The sequence below is a fragment of the Pseudoalteromonas sp. APC 3250 genome (assembly GCF_030407915.1).
In the GTDB taxonomy this organism is placed as follows: domain Bacteria; phylum Pseudomonadota; class Gammaproteobacteria; order Enterobacterales; family Alteromonadaceae; genus Pseudoalteromonas; species Pseudoalteromonas tetraodonis.
The window spans coordinates 1-17,432 of the sequence record NZ_JASDCM010000023.1; the positions used below are offsets into that span (position 1 = coordinate 1).

Sequence of the window (17,432 nt, forward strand, 5' to 3'; positions counted from 1 at the left end):
TACCAATGCCACAGCTTCTTGTTTAAATTCTGCTGTGTAACTTCTGTTTGTTCGTTTTGTCATTTAACACCTCAATAATTGGATTATATTCCATTATTAAAGTGTCCTGTTTGATTAAAGCAGATCACTCTTTATGATTAAACTCCGATTGAAGAAGTTGCTCATAATAATCAGAGCTTTTTGGTTTCCGAACTTTTTTCTCTGAATCTTCCATCTTATTGTTCTCCATTAACAACCAGTTTTAGTAAACGCTCTTTATAACCGCAAGAATGTATATATAATTTGGTTGTTTGATTCGAACTATAGCCATCTACCTTATGGCCCATACGCCTAGCTGTCTCAATGTAAGTTGCAGACTCAGTGGTGATTGACTCAAAATTTTTGCCACTATTCCTGCACAGCTCGTAAAATACATCCGTCCCAAACGAGTGTCGCAAGTGATGGTAAACAGCCCCTCTTTCGAGGATCTGGCAACCTGTATATAATTCTGGATTTTCATCTATACTGTTGATAACTTTAAGTAAAACTTTATGAAATGTCCTAGAACCATATTCAGAGGATAAAACGCATCCCTTTGAGTAATTATTGGCGTTAGATACAAATAGATTATTGGAGTTGGTAATTGGTCTTTCAGTAGAATAGTAGCGTTGCATTTTCTCTAGTAAAAACCTTGGTATATAAAGAGTCCTTGAACGTCCATATTTGGTATATAGAGAAGAGAGATGGTATTCAAATTCATGTTTATCGGCTTTTTTTTCTAATTCAGAGAATAAGCTCAATAGACCACTGTGTTTTTTCTGGTTTGCAGTAAAATCTTTTAGTAAAAAGCCTTGATTTTCTTTAGTCCGACAACCTAAGTCACCGCCAGTTCGCAGTATAATTTCTTCGAGTAGTGTCCCTGCTCTGCGGTATAATAGCTCTCTAGTTGCAGGTAGAAGGTATTTAACAAGCAAGCATTGTTTGTTATTGGCTCTTGATAGTGTTCGGTGAGATGAAAACACAAAAATATTTTTATATTTATTATCAAAGAAATAACTTAACCAATTGAAGTAACTTTTCAAGGAGTAAACAGCTTTAGAAACAGCAGCTTCACTCTTACCTTGAGTTTTAATAAGGTAGTTATTTATATATCCATTAATAACATCACTAGGCAAAGCAGTATGGTTAGTTAAGGACATTTGAGAGCCTGATAGAGATTGCATACAAACCCAATCTAAGAAAAGGCCAAGCTGATTACAACGAACATACTGCCCGTCGAAAGAAGTTTCTACTTCCTCAAAAAAGTGGATGATTTGATTAGTAATTCTATCTTTTTTTACTTTGAGCTCAATATATACCCCTCGCTGAGTTATATATCGAGCGTAAAGACAAGGTAAAATTAAAGGTGTATTATTATCATCTAAGTAGATCCAATGCTTATTATATTTCTTATCATGAAACCTCTGCATTTAAAAACAACCCTAAGTTACTCTCTATAACTTAAGAGTAGCAGAGATAATTTAACTTACATTTAAAACCGCAAGAATACACCCCTGAGTTTAAAAGCAGTCCATATCTATATGAATAAACTTTTTCATCACACAATAACAACTGTTTATTTATACAGCCATTATTGTGGAATCACTTTTAATTAGCAAGCATGTTATTGCTTAAAAAGAGCGTTTACTTTTCTTTGGCTTATTAAAACAATACATCCAAAATAAAATTTCTAAAGAAAAGCCTAATAAAATCAAAACAATTGCCCCAGCCTCATTACCCATAGCGTAACAAGTAAACGACGCTATAAAAACGGTGCATGCCAATAACCAATTAATTATATTCTGCATAGTTATCTCCTTGTGTGTTAATAGTTACTATAGCCATGAATTTAAAGAGGTACAATTTTTACTCAAGGGTTTTTATTTAGTACTGTTGTTCTTTTAAGGTTAAGGTTTGTTCAATCTGAGGCAGTTTACTCACGGCGCGAGGTTTATAGCCTAATTGTTTAAATAAAAAAAGCGCAAAGCTTCCATGTCCTGCTTACGTCCCTTATTTATATCCATGAGGGCAATACAGAGTAGCTCCATCCCTAGTTATAATTCCCTTGAGCTCATCCGACCATATTGCTAATCTAAATGCTTTAAAACTAAGAGCAATAAATACATGGAAACGTTTAAACAACAACACCCTATTCATACCGATATCACTGTAGCATGGGGCGATATGGATGCCCTACAGCATGTTAATAACTGTGTTTACCTGCGTTATTTTGAAATAGCCAGAATCGATTTTTTAAATAAATTAAATTTATTTGATACTATTAATGCTAAAGCCACGGGGCCTGTGATCAGTGAAAATAATATTCGCTATAAGCGTCCCGTTACCTTTCCCGACACATTGAGCGTAGGTATTACCATTAGTGATATTAAATCTGACCGATTTGTAATGAACTACAGTGTGTTTAGTCATGCGCAAAACGCGATAACAACCACCGGCATGTCAAAAGTGGTGATGTTTGACTTTAAAACAGGCCAAAAAGCCACGATCACTGAGCCATTGTTATCGGCTTTAAAAGCAAACTCTCAAACCGAATAATTAGGATTAGCAATGCAATATAGTCAATTAGGCAGTAGTGGTGTTAGCGTTTCAAGAGTGTGTTTAGGTAGCATGACCTGGGGAGTACAAAACACTCAGCATGATGCCGACCAACAGATAGCCTATGCGCTTGAGCAGGGTGTGAACTTTATTGATACAGCAGAAATGTATGCTGTTCCTCCCTCTCCCGATACCTACGGTAAAACAGAAGAAATTATAGGCAATTGGATAGCACGTAATTCACAAAAACGAAAAGACATTGTTATTGCAACTAAAATTGCCGGTAATGGGCTTTCATGGATCCGTGATGGCGGTGATATTACTCGCCAAGCTGTTATTGATGCCGTTGATCAGTCTCTAAAGCGCTTACAAACAGATTATATTGACTTATACCAATTACATTGGCCAAATCGTTGCACTCCTCATTTTGCAAGGCAATGGCCTGGCATGCTTAAATTTACTGATGTCGATGCAGAACAACACACCGCTGATATGCTTGATATTTTAGAGGGGTTAGATGCGTGTGTTAAAGCAGGAAAAATTAAGCATTGTGGGCTTTCTGATGATACGCCTTGGGGAATTAGCCAATTTTTAAATTTATCAAAAGAGCATAACTTGCCAAAAATGGTGTCAATCCAAAACGAGTTTAGCCTAGTACATGCCAAAGATTGGCCTTATTTAATAGAACAATGTGTACATGAAGATATTGCTTATTTACCTTGGTCACCATTGGCCGCAGGGCTATTAACCGGTAAATACCTAAATGGAGCACGCCCTGAAGACTCCCGCTGGACATTTATGCAGCGTAACGGTATTTTTCGTGATACGCCACAATCACAACAGGCGACCAAAGAGTATGTTGAACTTGCCCATGCACACGCTATCACCCCAGCTCAATTAGCGCTGGCTTGGTGTAATCAAGTTGATGGAGTGACATCATCTATTATTGGTGCCACTACTATGGCGCAATTAAAGGAAGACATTGATGCGTTTGACCTAACACTGAGCGATGACGTGTTATCAGCGATTGATATCATATTTAGAAATAATCCAATGCCTTACTAATGAAATTAAGCAAAGGGTAAATGTTATTCAATAATGTTGATTCTTTGCTATTCTTTATGTTTATTTTTTAAACATTATCGGTATAATGCGCAGCAAATTTTCAAGGACGATCTATTTGTTATGTTGCCTCTTCGTTTTTTATGCCTGAGCACTTTAGTTATTTTTTCTCTTTATAGTCACACTCTAATAGCTAAACCGGTAGAGGAAATTTTATGGCTACAAAGTAAAACCCCTCCATTTCATTTAGATGCTGATGATTCCCAATCCGGCTTATGTGATAATTTAACTGAGCAACTCATCTCAACCATTAAAGGCGTTAAACATACTCGCTTAGTTTTACCGCAAAAGCGTATTAATAAATATATAGATGAAGGTAAAAACGTCTGTTTCCCATGCGCTATTTATAAGCACAGTGCAAATAAACAGTTTATATATTCAATACCTACGTCTATTTACCCCCCCATTTAATATCATTACTACCGCAGCAAAAGCACCTGAATTAACCACAAAACATGGAATCCCTATAAACTTAGTTAGTTTGCTTACTGATGAGAACTTTACTTACGGTCAAGCTGATGCTCGCAGATTTTCTGTGCAGATTAACAATATTATTGAAAATTCACTAACTCACTCCAATGTTTCTATGAGTTGGAGTAGTGATAATGAAAGCGGTGTTGTAATGGAGCGCTTAAAGCATGGGTCTTTAGATTATTCGCTTGATTACCCATTTATAACTAGTTACTTCAATAAAGGTAATCAATCAAATATCGTAAACCTAGCAATTGCACAAAATAAGAATAAATTAGTCCCCATAGCGGTTGGCTGTGCCACCAATGCCCCTAATGACTTTGCATCACAAGCAATTAAAAAAATTAACCACACACTAAAAAATAACATTCTAGTCTCTGAACAATACAAAAATAACCAAAAATACTGGTTAAATGAACACTTTGAGGACTTTAATAAAACCTATACTCAGTATGTCCTTAACTTTGACTCACAGACCAATGATGCTCCAATAAACACTGCTGACCAGAATAAAGAGCAACGTTGAACTCTCGTCCAGTACTAACCATCCCTACGCCAGCAGGCGTGCCAGTCATAATAATGTCGCCTTCTTCGAGGCTCATAAACTGACTAACCTCAGCCAATATTTGTGCAGGTTGGTACAACATAAGTTGGCTATCACCATGTTGAACCGGCTTGCCATCAATATGTAATTCAAATATAAACGATGTCATTTCTGGCGTTAACTCAATAAAATCACTAAATAATGCTGAGCCATCGAATGCTTTAGCACGTTCCCACGGCAAGCCCTTTTCTTTTAAACTGCTTTGCAAAGCTCGCTTAGTCAAATCAAGTCCAACCCCTACGCCCACAAGTTGTTTATTTTTAACCACAAAGCATAATTCAGTTTCATAATGCAACGTATCACCGTTATGGGAAGAGAGTAAGGTATTAGTGATCGCGCTATTAGGCTTATTAAAAATTACCATTTGCTCAGGGTGTTCGTTGTTTAATTCAGCAATATGCGCACTGTAATTGCGCCCCACACAGACTATTTTTGAAGGCTGTATGTTCTGCGAAGCCAGCTTTATTTGATTCATTCTCTTACCTGTTAATTACATAACGCTTTTAATATTTCGGCATACTCTCAAATAATTAACGCAAAAGCGAATGCAGTTTTATTATGTTTTTATGATAACTATTGAGCTGAATATAATCAATCACATAGAATGGAATGAAAGTAAGAAAGGACTAATTTGGTAGGTTTTTGTATACGCGGTTTTAAAGCAATAAGCAGGTACATTTAGTACCTGCTTATTGATGTTTGTTAATAGGTTATTGACTACTTACAAGTAACACTACTTTGCTCGACAGCATTTGCTGTAATAGCCAGCTTAGCAATAGATACATGCCAATCACCTTGCGTGCTTAACTGCCAAGGGGTGAACACTTGTGCTAAATCAACACCTTGCTCTGCAAAACAACTTAAGTTGATGTTTAATGTTTGCCATTGACCTGATTGCTCAAGGTTATCAGTAATATCAAACTTACCCTGACAACTCTCACCACACCCCATACCAACCCATAACGGACTAGCCGCGGCTTTATCTACTTTAATTTGCATTTGCAGTTGGCCATTACTCTCAACGTATGAGCGTAAGTCAGATGGAAACGCAGCGGCTAAATTAACCCCAGCCATTGCTTGGCCATTAAAACGAATAGCGCGCGCATCTTCTTGCACCTCTTTATCAAATGTTTGGATGCTCACCGCACCTAATGACTCGCGACTGCTCGCCACCGTTTTTTGTTGCTCACCACTTTTTAAAACCAGTGACCACGGTGCTTTAATTGCACGCTCAAACAATACTAAATCATCCAGTTTTTCAGTCTGTTGAGTTTGCTCCACCAAGTCATCTTTTAAGACATTACTATCGTTGTAAGTTAAACCAAAACCATAAGGAAGTAATGGGCTGTAAGCTTCGTCGTTACGGTTTTCATTATCAATTGGATTATTAGGCCAGGAAAACGATAGCTTGCCTTTAAAGTCATGATTAATAGAGCCGTCTGCATTTTTAAACAAGACATCGCTAATAGCATCGCCTTCACTACCTGGAAGCCAAATAGCAACGAACGCATCACTGGCGTTAAGCTCAGCATTAACCCACATAGGGCGACCGCTTATAAATAATGAAACAACAGGGATTCCCGCATCTTTAAACTTACGTAGTAACGCTAAGTCGCTTTTATTACCGCGCTGGTATTCGAGGTTATCAACATCACCATTACCCTCTGCGTATGGTTGCTCACCAAACACCACAATGGCAACATCAGGGCGTGCAGTATATTCCCCTTCAACGCTCAGCGCTGCACTGCCACCAGCTTGCTCTACAGTATCTTTAATACCTGCATAAATAGAGCTGCCACCAGGAAAATCACTGTTTTTATTACCTGTACCTTGCCACGTAACGCTCCAACCACCCGACTGCATACCTATGTTATCAGCCCCTATGCCTGCGACTAATACGTTGATTTTACGTGATAATGGCAGTAACTGCTGCTTATTTTTAAGTAATACTAAAGACTCGCGTACAGCCTGTTTAGCCACTGCACGGTGATCGCTACTACCAATAATTTCAGTTTTTCCAGACAGGGGACGCTTCGCAGGGCTTGGTTTATCAAATAACCCTGCACGCATTTTAACGCGTAAAATACGCGTTACTGCATCATTAATTCTACTGAGTGGGATTTCACCGCTATTAGCTTGGTTAACCAAGTTGCTAAATAATGGTTTCCACTCATCCGGTGCCATGTATACGTCTAAGCCCGCATTAGCCGCTTGAGCACAGTTACTATTAGAACAGCCTTTAACCTGCCCGTGGCCATTCCAGTCACCGACAACAAAGCCATCAAAACCCATCTTATCTTTAAGCACATCGGTCAGTAAATATTTACTGCCGTGAATTTTTTCACCATGCCAGCTATTAAACGAGGCCATTACCGTTTGTGCACCTGCACCCAAACCACCAACATAACCTTGAGCATGAAGCGCAAATAATTCTTCTTCAGAGGCGATATTATTACCTTGATCATCGCCATTCACAGTACCGCCATCACCTAAAAAATGCTTAACCGTACTGACTACCCGCGTATCTGATAAAAAGTCTTCATCAACAGCGCCTTGTAAGCCTTTAACAATTGAGGCTGAATATGCTTTTACTATTTCAGGGTCTTCAGAATACCCCTCGTAAGTACGACCCCAACGATCATCTCGCACTACGGCAACCGTAGGTGCAAATACCCAGTCAATACCGGTAACCATAACTTCACGCGCCGTTGCTGCGGCAATTTTTTCAATAAGTTCAGGGTTGTTCGCCGCCCCTAAACCAATATTATGCGGAAATAAAGTCGCACCAATCACATTGTTGTGTCCATGTACCGCATCAGTGCCCCACATTGTAGGAATCGTGCTGCCATCGAGGGAATCATCAATAGACGCTTGATACATCTTTTCAGCTAAATCAACCCAGTCTTCGGGGGTTGCATGTTTATTGTTATTTGGAAACGAGCCACCGCCGTTTAAATAGGAGCCAAAGCCATATTTACGCATATCTTCAACCGTAATATGACGAATTTCAGGTTGGATCATTTGCGCTATTTTTTGCTCTAGTGTCATGGTCTTTAGCATATCTGCGATTTTTTGCTCCATTTGAGCATCGCTTTTAATACCGGTTTCTATTGTTGGCCAAATTTCTTTTTGATTTGTCGCATCGCTAGCACTGTTAGAGGGTTGCGAACAACCGCTGCTGGCTATTGCTGCTAGCATCAGTGCAGTGACTGAAAAAGTTCGTTTAATAATCATAGCATTCACCTAAAACTCAAAGACGAGTTGACGTTGTTTTTTTTGCACCAAACAGCGCGAAGTAAGTAATATATAAATAGCAGCCAATAGGCAGTATAAGCGCTAGTTGCACACCGATATTGTCAGCCAGCATACCTTGTAGTAATGGAATAATAGCTCCACCTACAATCGCTAAGCATAAAATACCCGACCCCTGTGAGGTGTATTTACCCAAGCCTTGAAGCGCTAAACTAAAAATAGTAGGGAACATAATAGAGTTACACAGACCAACCAATAAAATAGCCCACATAGCGAGTGACCCTTGACCTGTCATTGCAATTAACACTAACACACCGGCCAAAATACCATGACAAGCTAACACCTTGGCTGCATTTAATTTTTGCATAATCGCAGCGCCAGCAAATCGCCCTATCATTGCACCTGCAAAATAATAGCTAATATAATGTGCAGCTTGTTGCTCTGGTAAACCTGCAATATGGTCAAGGGTTAAAAAGCCGACTAAAAAGCTACCAATCGCAACTTCAGCACCTACATAAACAAAAATACCAATAGCGCCCAAAATAAGATGGCGATATTTCCAAACACTGCCTAAGTCAACAAACTCAGTGTCACCTTGATTTTCAGCTTCACTATCAATCGCTTTACCGAGTTTAGGTAACTTCAAAAAAGCAAAAATAATAGCCAGTGTTAGTAAACTTGCACTGAGCATTAAGTAAGGGAACTTAACTTCTTCGGCTGTAGCTTGACTAATTTCAGACAAAATCAACCAACTACCAAATAATGGCGCAACCGTTGTTCCTAAAGAGTTAAAAGCTTGGGTCATGGTTAAACGCGAAGACGCTGTTTTTGCAGGCCCTAATACGCTTACATAAGGGTTAGCAGAGACTTGTAAAATAGTGATCCCTGAAGCAAGCACAAATAAAGCAAGTAAAAATAGTTCGTAAACATGTGCCTCTGCAGCGGGGTAAAATAATGCACACCCTATCGAAGCAACAACCAAACCAACAACAATACCAAATTGGTAACCTATTTTACTAACGAGTTTTCCTGCAGGAATTGACATAACAAAGTAGGCACCAAAAAAACAAAATTGTACCAACATTGCTTGGGTGTAATTAAGGGAGAACATTCCCTTTAAATACGGAATTAAAATATCGTTCAGGCAGGTAAGAAAACCCCACATAAAAAACAAGGTCGTAAGCGATGTTAACGCAAAGGTGTGTGTAGACCCTGGTTTTTGGCTGTTTTCTGCTGCCGGTAGTGGCTGTGTGATATGTGCCATAGTATAATCTCTAATTATTTATAATTATCAGATTGTTACCTCTATTTAATTGCGTTTAGTAAAACTTAAAAAGCAGATAATAGTTGCAACACCAAATGTAAGCGCTTACATTTATAGCATACAGAGAAAATTTATCAATTTATTTACAAATAATATTGTAAGCGCTTACATTGCTGTATTATACAATTTCTATTGCTTAGCTAATTACGGTAAAGCGCATTATTATTGCAAGCTTAAGGACGTATCTCATTGTGTTTAAAACAATTTCTTTGCCAGGCACGTCAGCCCTTTTAAAATCGCCGTTTATTTTTGGTGTTGCCACGGCCTCTTTTCAAATAGAGGGAAGCCACAACACGCGCCTACCATGTATTTGGGATACTTTTTGTAGCAAACCAAACACCATTGCAGATAACAGTAACGGCAATCACGCCTGTGAGCATGTAAAATATTGGCAACAAGACGTTCAAATGATTGCCGATTTAGCCGTTGATGCCTATCGACTTTCTATTTCTTGGCCCCGCGTTTTACACGAAGATGGAAGTTTAAACATTCAGGGCATGGCGTTCTATAAGTCATTACTACAAGCTCTTAAAGCACGCAATATTAAAACTTATGTCACTTTATATCACTGGGATTTGCCACAACATTTAGAAGACAACGGTGGTTGGCTAAATCGCGATACCGCGTATCAATTTGCTCATTACGCTCATATAGTAACTCAGCAACTAGAGGGCTTAGTGGATTCTTATGCGACCTTAAACGAACCGTTTTGTAGTGCCTACCTAGGCTATGAAATAGGGGTACATGCACCAGGCATAAAAAGTCAAAAAGCAGGACGCCAAGCGGCGCACCACTTATTACTCGCCCATGGACTTGCGATGCAAGTGATACGCAAAAACTGCCCTAAGATAGAGGCCGGTATTGTGCTTAATTTTAGCCCTGCCTATCCATTTACTCCTGACGATGAACGCGCTGCTAAATTAGCTGATGACTATCATAACCAATGGTATATTCAAGCAGTGCTGGAAGGCCGCTACCCTGAAGTGATTAAGGAGCTTGCAAATGATGCAAAACCTGATGTTGCAAATGGCGACATGGCAATTATTAGCCAAAAAATCGATTTTTTAGGGGTTAATTACTATACTCGTATCCATTACAAAAATACGCCAGATCATTGGTTTAGCGAAGCTCCTTTAGAAAATATTGCCACCACTGATATGGGCTGGGAAATATACCCACAGGGATTGTGTGAACTCCTACTTGCATTAAATGATCGTTACACGCTACCCAAAGTATATATAACTGAGAACGGTGCAGCGATGGCCGATGTATTAATAGATGGAAAAGTAGATGACATACATCGTATCAATTACTACCATACACACCTTAATGCCGTTCATAATGCCGTTGAGCAAGGCGTTAATGTGCAAGGCTACTTTGCATGGAGTTTAATGGATAATTTTGAATGGGCCTATGGCTATGAAAAACGCTTTGGGCTAGTCTATGTTGATTACCAAACTCAACAACGCACCTTAAAACAAAGCGCAATTGCGTATCGTGATTTTCTTAAACAGCGCCAAAAATAATAATGAGTGGCTTTTATGCTGAGTAAAAAAGAAAAAATAGCTTATGGCCTAGGTGACACGGCAAGTAATATTATTTTTCAAACCGTAATGCTATTTTTAACCTTTTTTTACACCGACATTTTTGGTATTTCGCCTGCTGTTGTTGGTACCCTTTTTTTAGTCGTCAGAGTCATTGATGCAGTTACAGACCCAATAATGGGCGCCCTGACCGATGCCACTCATACAAAATACGGTAGCTACCGACCGTACCTACTTTGGCTTGCCATCCCCTTTGCTGTTATAAGCGTGATTACCTTTACTACCCCCGCGATGGATGACGGCAACAAAATTATTTACGCGTTCGTTACCTACACCTTGCTAATGTTGGTTTATACCGCAATTAACATTCCTTATTCGGCACTTGGCGGCGTACTCAGTAGCAATCCTAACGAACGGGTTTCTATTCAATCATATCGATTTGTGTTTGGCATGCTGGGGGGGTTATTGGTTACGAGCTGCACTTTACCTTTAGTAAAGTGGTTTGGGGAGGGTAATAACGAGTTGGGCTATCAACTCACCATGCTGGTTATGAGTTGCCTTGGTGTAGTGTTATTTCTAATTTGTTTTCGTTACACCAAAGAGCGGGTGATCAATCCACCACATAAATTATCTTTAAAAACACAACTTCACGTTTTATGGCAAAATCAGCCGTTTAAAATATTGTGTATGGCAGCACTGATATTATTGACCAGTATGGTGCTGCGCACGACATTAGCTATTTACTATGTAAAGTATGTTCTTGGAAAAGAAGATTTAATCACCGAATTTGTGACTTTAGGTATGGTCGGTAATATTATAGGCTGTGCGTGTGCGCAACCTTTAAGTAAACGCTTAGATAAAAAAACGGCTTATATTTATCTGCAATATATTTCTGCCATATTGAGCTGTTTTGCTTTTTTTGTCCCTAATGAGCAAGTTTTACTCGCCTTTTTAATGTATTTTTTATGGTGCTTTTTCACTCAAATGGCGACACCTTTATTGTGGGCAAAAATGGCAGATGCTATTGACTACGGAGTTTGGCAAAATGGTCAACGACTCACAGGTTTGGTTTATGCAAGCGTGGTATTTTTTATCAAATTGGGGCTCGCATTAGGCGGCGCTATAGCGGGTTGGTTACTTGCGTATTATCAGTATCAAGCCAATGTAGAATTAAGCGAAGCAACTAAAAGCGGTATTTTAACCTCATTTACACTCTACCCTGCTATTGGCAGTATACTTGTGGCTTTAATAATGACTAAATACAACTTAGATAACAAAACCATAAAAAAAATCACCGCCGATTTAACACAAAAAAGTAATTTGTAACAAGGAATAGTATGGCCACCATTTATGAGGTGTCAAAGCTTGCAGGGGTATCACTTGCCACTGTTTCAAGAGTAATGAACAACAATGCAAACGTAAGTGATGCAACCAGAAAAAAAGTGACTTTAGCGATGGAAGAATTAGGCTACCGCCCAAATTCTATTGCGCAATCGCTGGCCTCTAATTGCTCTAATAGTGCTGGCTTATTGGTTTCTGAGTTAAAAGGTCCTTTTTATGGCCCTATGATGAGCGGCATAGAAAACACCCTCAGAAAACAAGGTAAACACGTTATTATTACCGCAGGGCACAGTGACGCAGAGCGGGAACAACAAGGCATAGAGTTTTTAATTAGCCGTAATTGTGATGCACTTATTTTGCATGTTGAAGCGGTTAGCGATGAATATTTAATAAAGCTGAGCAAAGGTAAAACGCCGTTTGTTTTACTTAATCGCCATATTCCTGAGCTCGCCGATCGCTGTATTATTCTTGATAATGTTAAAGGGGGCTATTTAGCGACTAAATACATTCTTGAGTCTGGTCACAAAAACATTGCTTACATTAGCGGCCCTTTATGGAAAAAAGACGCTCAAGAGCGTTTAAACGGACATAAACAAGCACTTGCTGAACATGCCATTGAGTTTGATGAAAACAGTTTGTATGAAGGTGACTTTATAGAAGATAGCGGCTACGAAGGATTTTCTGCTCTTTATAAAAATAACCCCGCCATTACTGCCTTAGTGTGCGCCAATGACGAAATGGCAACGGGTGCAATGGTCAGTGCCAGAGAGCATGGCATTGAACTACCCGCACAACTTTCAATAATAGGCTACGATAACGTGTTCTTTACCCGCCATGTATACCCCCCTTTAAGCACTATTAATTACCCAATAGATGAAATGGGAAAAGTAGCTGCACAGTGGGTACTGAGCCATGTATATCAAAAAAGCGTACAGCCTATTCAAACTTTATTTCAGCCCGAATTAGTCATACGCCAATCGGTCGTTAATATTACCTAGCTAATTATTATATAAATTGGCAAATAGTGGCGTTAAACAAGTTTACTTAATAGCGCCAAGTTTATTGGTTTAAGCAAAACTTGCTCTATTTCTAGCTGCCTAATGTGTACGGCATCAGGCTCCATTCCACTAATAATAACTCGTTGAATATCAGGATAGTGTTCTTTAATAAACCCAGCAAGCTCTAAACCTGAACCATCGGGTAAATGCATATCGAGTAATACTTTGTCGTAATTACTGTTATGCTCAAGCGTCGCCTTACAGTCTTTGACACTTGTTGCTATATCCGTGTCTACATCCAAACTTTCTAATAATAACTGAGTAATTTGTCCGGCATCAGCATCGTCTTCCACTAATAAAAATCGCTTTATATTAGTATTATGTTTTGGCGTTGGCTGTATCGATGAAACACGTTGTGTTTTTTTCCCCAGCGCTGACTCTAAGCATTGGTAAAGTAAGTTGGAATCCACAGGTTTAGCAATCATATCGTCAAACCCTAGCGCGGTTAGTTCGTTATGAATGCCTTTCATGGTGGCCGCGGTTAAAGCAATAATCGCCCCTTTAAACCCTAACTTTCTAAGTTCAATCGCTGCTTCTTTTCCGCCCATAACCGGCATATGAATATCTAAAAATATAATATCGTAAGCGGCGCGCCCTTCTGCGAGTTGCTTTTTAACCTTATCAAGCGCTTGTTTGCCATTATCGGCATAATCTACATCTGCACCCGCTGAGCCAATTAAATGGCCAACTAACACGCGTAAATCGCGTAAGTCATCCACCACCAACACTTTGCCACTTACTTCGCATGGCGCTACTTTTTGCTGCATGTTGGGGGTTAAATCAAGTTTTAATAAATTGCGCTCTACCTGTCTGATATCACCAGGGTATAAGGAAATGGTAAACGTTGAGCCCTCACCTACATAAGAATCTAATGAAATGGTGCCCTGCATACGACTAAGTAGCTCAGAACAAATAGCTAATCCCAAGCCCGCACCACCTACTGAGCGCGACTCTACATCGGCAATTTGCTCAAAAGGCTTAAAGATGAGTGCTTGTTTTTCTGGAGCAATACCCAAGCCTGAATCTTTAATGCTAAAAAAGAGCATTTCACGTTCAGCCACCGTCTCTGTCCATGCGTTAACGATAATTTCGCCTTGCTCGGTAAATTTTATCGCATTATTTATCAGGTTAATGAGAATTTGTCGAACCCGAGTAGCATCTACACGAATAACTAATGGCAAAGGCTCCAATGATTCAAATTTTAATGATAAACCTTTATCAAGGGCTGATACACGCATTAGCGTAAACACGTCGGCCATTAGGCTATCAAGATTAACATCCCCCAAGCTTAGCTCAAGCTTATCGACTGCAATTTTAGATAAATCTAAAACATCATTCAGTAAGCTCAATAAGTGTTTGCCATTACGATAAATAACGCCCAACTCATTTTCAGCTTGCTTGCTAAAATCACTGAGCATAAGTAGTTCGGTATAGCCTAAAATAGACGACAAGGGAGTTCTCAGTTCGTGGCTTAAATGCGCTAAAAAGCGGTCTTTTGAACGGTTTTCAGCCTCCGCTTTTAAACGCTCCACCCGCTCATCTTCTACATCGCGGCGTGCTAGAGCATAACGAATAGAACGGGCAAACCGGCTACCACTCATTTCACTTTTAACTAAGTAATCAACCGCACCAGCATCAAGCGCAGCCGAATCTAGCGCATCGTTAGATTGCCCCGTTAACATGATAATAGGCCCACAAAAGCCATTCTTAATCGCTTGCTTTAAAACACTTAAGCCATCTGAGGCACCTAAGCGATAGTCAAGCAGGCAAATATCATGCTCATTTTTACTTAGTACATGTATTGCCTGCTCAGGAGAGCTTATCCACTCTATGTCAAACACATGGGAACTGAGCTGCTCTAAATAGTCACGAGTTAAAATATAATCATCTTCATCGTCTTCAACCAATAGCAGTTTCGTTGCCTTTGCTAACATAGCGTCTCCTGTTTTAATAATATGCTTAATCGTTAAACGTGCTTGGTAGCTCTACAAACTCAACCCAGTATTTACCCAGCGTTTTCATCAACTCAACTAACCCGTCAAACGTAACCGGCTTAGTTATGTAAGACGCAGCGCCTAGGTTATAACCTTTAACCATGTCTTCTTCTTGCTTAGAAGTAGTTAAAATAACAACGGGAATACCTTTTAAATTAGGGTTGGCTTTAATCGCTTGAAGTGCTTCACGTCCATCCATTCTCGGCATGTTTAAATCAAGTAAAATTAAGCCAGGTCTTGGTGACAGGGTTTTATCTTCAAACTTGCCTTTACGCTCTAAATACTCTAAAAGCTCTACACCGTCTTCAACAAAGTGTAATTCATTTAAAACGCGACTTTCAGCGAGGGCATCTTGGGTTAATAAACGATCATCTTCATCATCGTCTGCCATTAAAATGGTAATGGGTTTTACGTTTGTTAATGGCATATTATGCCTCTCCTTGTAATGTGAATAACTCTGCATCCACAGGTAGTTTAATAATGAAGGTTGCGCCTTCGTTAGGGGTGCTTATTGCTGTAATAGTTCCGCCATGTCGCTCTACAATTCTGCGACACACAGATAATCCAATGCCGGTTCCTTTATATTCTGAACGGCCATGTAAACGCTGAAATGGCACAAATATTTTATCCGCGTACTCATCAGAGAAGCCGATACCATTATCTTTTACGGTAATGACATGCCAACTTACTTTACTATTATGGTCTTCACTAAACTCGCTAATTCGTTCAAAGCTAATATCAATAACAGGATTTACGTTAGGCGCTCTAAACTTCACTGCATTTGAAATTAAGTTTAAAAACAGCTGATGCATTTGACTCGGATCAGCCTGAATGATTGGCATATCAACCGTTATCACTTGCGCATTAGACTCATTAATGGCTATTTCTAAATCGCTTAAAATATCATTAAGTATGCTATTTAGATTGGTGTCGGTAAAATCTTTACCTCGAGTTGTTACTCGAGAGAACTCTAATAAATCATTAATTAAATTAGACATCCTTTGTGCGGCATTTTTCATGCGGGCAATGTAATCTGCGCCTTTTTCGCCCAACTCGTCTTTAAACATGCTTTCAAGCCGATCACTAAATGCTTGGATTTTTCTTAGCGGCTCTTGCAAGTCATGACTGGCAACAAAAGCAAACTCTTCTAACTCTCGGTTACTGCGACTTAACTCATCAGAATATAACGTAAGTTCTTGGGTACGTTCGGTCACTTTACTGGCTAAGGTTTCGTTTTGCATTTCAAGCTCAGCACGATACTCGGCCGCATTTTTTAAATTAAGTCTAGCCAATAAAAACATACCCAAAATCAACAATGCGCTGGTCACTGCAGTAATACCAAAAGTGATTTTAGCTTCTTTCTTAATTTGTGCTAATTTCGAAAAGTGACTGACTTTAAACAGCAATTCACGTTCTTGTATATCATTAACTCGCTGACGGATCTCTCTATATAGGTCTCGCCCTTCATGTGAGTTCAGTATTACTAAAGCGCGTTTTTCTTTATCATTTAATGCTAATTTAACCGTTTTTTTAAGCTCAGCTATTTTAGCTTCAACCAAGAGTAACAGCTGTGCAATACGCTCAGCCTGCCCGTCAATTTCAGAATGTAAGGCGCTCACATGGTTCGTTTGAGACTTTATTTGTGCGATAGCATCGTAGTAAGGCACTAAATAATCATCCGTTTGAGTTAATAAATACCCACGCTGCCCCGACTCAGCTTGCACTACCGAAAGGTGCAATTGCTCTATCGCCGTGCTTAACATATTAGTGTTATCTAAACTTTGCTGAGTACGCGTTAAGCCTTGTATGGTATTAACCGCTAAAAATGCATTACCTACAATAATGCATAGTATTATGGAGATAAATAACGCCCATACTACATTTGCTTTGCCTTGCTGTTTGCGTTTAATCATTTATCGTCCTGGTTTTTATTATTTTGAGTCTGAAATAAGCTGTAAACTGTCACTACATGCTTGGCAATTAACAATTATTTTATCGAGTGCCTCGAGTGCTTTTTCGACGGGCATATCGTTTTCAAGTACTAGCTTGATAAGCTCAGCATTCATTGAAATACGATTTAACGGTGCCCGCGCATCATGTACTAATTCGTTTAAAGGCTTTATTTGTTTAGTTAATGCCATACTATCC

The 17,432-nt window shown here is 39.3% G+C and carries 16 protein-coding genes; 7 read left to right on the forward strand and 9 right to left on the reverse strand.

From position 1 onward, the window contains the following. Positions 1–215: 215 nt before the first annotated feature. On the reverse strand, positions 216–1,448 hold the full coding sequence (locus QL986_RS17110) for a site-specific integrase (RefSeq protein WP_028834337.1): 1,233 nt from the start codon (positions 1,446–1,448) through the stop codon (positions 216–218). Positions 1,449–1,649: 201 nt separating this feature from the next. Further along, complete coding sequence (locus QL986_RS17115) at positions 1,650–1,826, reverse strand: hypothetical protein (protein ID WP_013464196.1); 177 nt, start codon at positions 1,824–1,826, stop codon at positions 1,650–1,652. Positions 1,827–2,142: 316 nt separating this feature from the next. Here QL986_RS17115 and QL986_RS17120 point away from each other — a divergent pair, with 316 nt between their 5' ends. The 4 genes from QL986_RS17120 (at position 2,143) to QL986_RS17130 (ending at position 4,693) form a co-directional block, all read left to right on the forward strand. Beyond that, positions 2,143–2,574 (forward strand): thioesterase family protein, encoded by a 432-nt coding sequence (locus QL986_RS17120; protein WP_024601547.1) that lies wholly within the window; start codon positions 2,143–2,145, stop codon positions 2,572–2,574. A 12-nt stretch (positions 2,575–2,586) separates the two neighbouring features. Further along, on the forward strand, positions 2,587–3,639 hold the full coding sequence (locus QL986_RS17125) for an aldo/keto reductase (RefSeq protein ID WP_024601546.1): 1,053 nt from the start codon (positions 2,587–2,589) through the stop codon (positions 3,637–3,639). A gap of 120 nt (positions 3,640–3,759) precedes the next feature. After that, positions 3,760–4,107, forward strand: coding sequence for a hypothetical protein (locus tag QL986_RS18890; RefSeq protein ID WP_356742369.1), 348 nt, complete (start codon positions 3,760–3,762; stop codon positions 4,105–4,107). Continuing rightward, on the forward strand, positions 4,052–4,693 hold the full coding sequence (locus QL986_RS17130) for a hypothetical protein (RefSeq protein WP_356742372.1): 642 nt from the start codon (positions 4,052–4,054) through the stop codon (positions 4,691–4,693). The genes QL986_RS18890 and QL986_RS17130 overlap by 56 nt, the downstream gene beginning before the upstream one ends. Here the strand turns inward: QL986_RS17130 and QL986_RS17135 are convergent. From QL986_RS17135 to QL986_RS17145, 3 genes are all read right to left on the reverse strand, one after another. Next, entirely contained in the window at positions 4,626–5,246 is a 621-nt protein-coding gene (locus QL986_RS17135; RefSeq protein WP_024601544.1) for a fumarylacetoacetate hydrolase family protein, read from the reverse strand. The two genes, QL986_RS17130 and QL986_RS17135, sit on opposite strands and share 68 nt — an antisense overlap. A 242-nt stretch (positions 5,247–5,488) precedes the next feature. Continuing rightward, positions 5,489–8,005, reverse strand: coding sequence for an exo 1,3/1,4-beta-D-glucan glucohydrolase (locus QL986_RS17140; RefSeq protein WP_024601543.1), 2,517 nt, complete (start codon positions 8,003–8,005; stop codon positions 5,489–5,491). A gap of 16 nt (positions 8,006–8,021) precedes the next feature. Continuing rightward, on the reverse strand, positions 8,022–9,287 hold the full coding sequence (locus tag QL986_RS17145) for a sugar MFS transporter (protein WP_013464191.1): 1,266 nt from the start codon (positions 9,285–9,287) through the stop codon (positions 8,022–8,024). A 251-nt stretch (positions 9,288–9,538) separates the two neighbouring features. Between QL986_RS17145 and QL986_RS17150 the strand changes: the two genes are divergently transcribed. Genes QL986_RS17150 through QL986_RS17160 form a run of 3 tightly spaced genes read left to right on the forward strand, consistent with a single transcriptional unit; the run spans position 9,539 to position 13,230 of the window. Beyond that, positions 9,539–10,873 carry a GH1 family beta-glucosidase gene (locus QL986_RS17150; RefSeq protein WP_024601542.1) on the forward strand — a complete coding sequence of 445 codons (1,335 nt, stop codon included), beginning with the start codon at positions 9,539–9,541 and terminating at the stop codon, positions 10,871–10,873. A 15-nt stretch (positions 10,874–10,888) separates the two neighbouring features. Then, positions 10,889–12,217 carry a glycoside-pentoside-hexuronide (GPH):cation symporter gene (locus tag QL986_RS17155; protein WP_024601541.1) on the forward strand — a complete coding sequence of 443 codons (1,329 nt, stop codon included), beginning with the start codon at positions 10,889–10,891 and terminating at the stop codon, positions 12,215–12,217. A gap of 11 nt (positions 12,218–12,228) precedes the next feature. Beyond that, complete coding sequence (locus QL986_RS17160; protein WP_290191750.1) at positions 12,229–13,230, forward strand: LacI family DNA-binding transcriptional regulator; 1,002 nt, start codon at positions 12,229–12,231, stop codon at positions 13,228–13,230. Positions 13,231–13,262: 32 nt separating this feature from the next. On the opposite strand, the gene QL986_RS17165 is transcribed toward QL986_RS17160, so the two are convergent. The 4 genes from QL986_RS17165 to QL986_RS17180 are packed head-to-tail and all read right to left on the reverse strand — an operon-like array spanning position 13,263 to position 17,425. Beyond that, positions 13,263–15,224 carry a response regulator gene (locus QL986_RS17165; RefSeq protein ID WP_290191751.1) on the reverse strand — a complete coding sequence of 654 codons (1,962 nt, stop codon included), beginning with the start codon at positions 15,222–15,224 and terminating at the stop codon, positions 13,263–13,265. Positions 15,225–15,249: 25 nt separating this feature from the next. Then, positions 15,250–15,711 (reverse strand): response regulator, encoded by a 462-nt coding sequence (locus tag QL986_RS17170; RefSeq protein ID WP_290191752.1) that lies wholly within the window; start codon positions 15,709–15,711, stop codon positions 15,250–15,252. A gap of 1 nt (position 15,712) precedes the next feature. Next, positions 15,713–17,197: a sensor histidine kinase gene (locus tag QL986_RS17175; protein WP_290191753.1), complete on the reverse strand. Its 1,485-nt coding sequence runs from the start codon at positions 17,195–17,197 to the stop codon at positions 15,713–15,715. A gap of 18 nt (positions 17,198–17,215) precedes the next feature. Further along, positions 17,216–17,425, reverse strand: coding sequence for a hypothetical protein (locus QL986_RS17180; RefSeq protein WP_028834349.1), 210 nt, complete (start codon positions 17,423–17,425; stop codon positions 17,216–17,218). Positions 17,426–17,432: the final 7 nt, after the last annotated feature.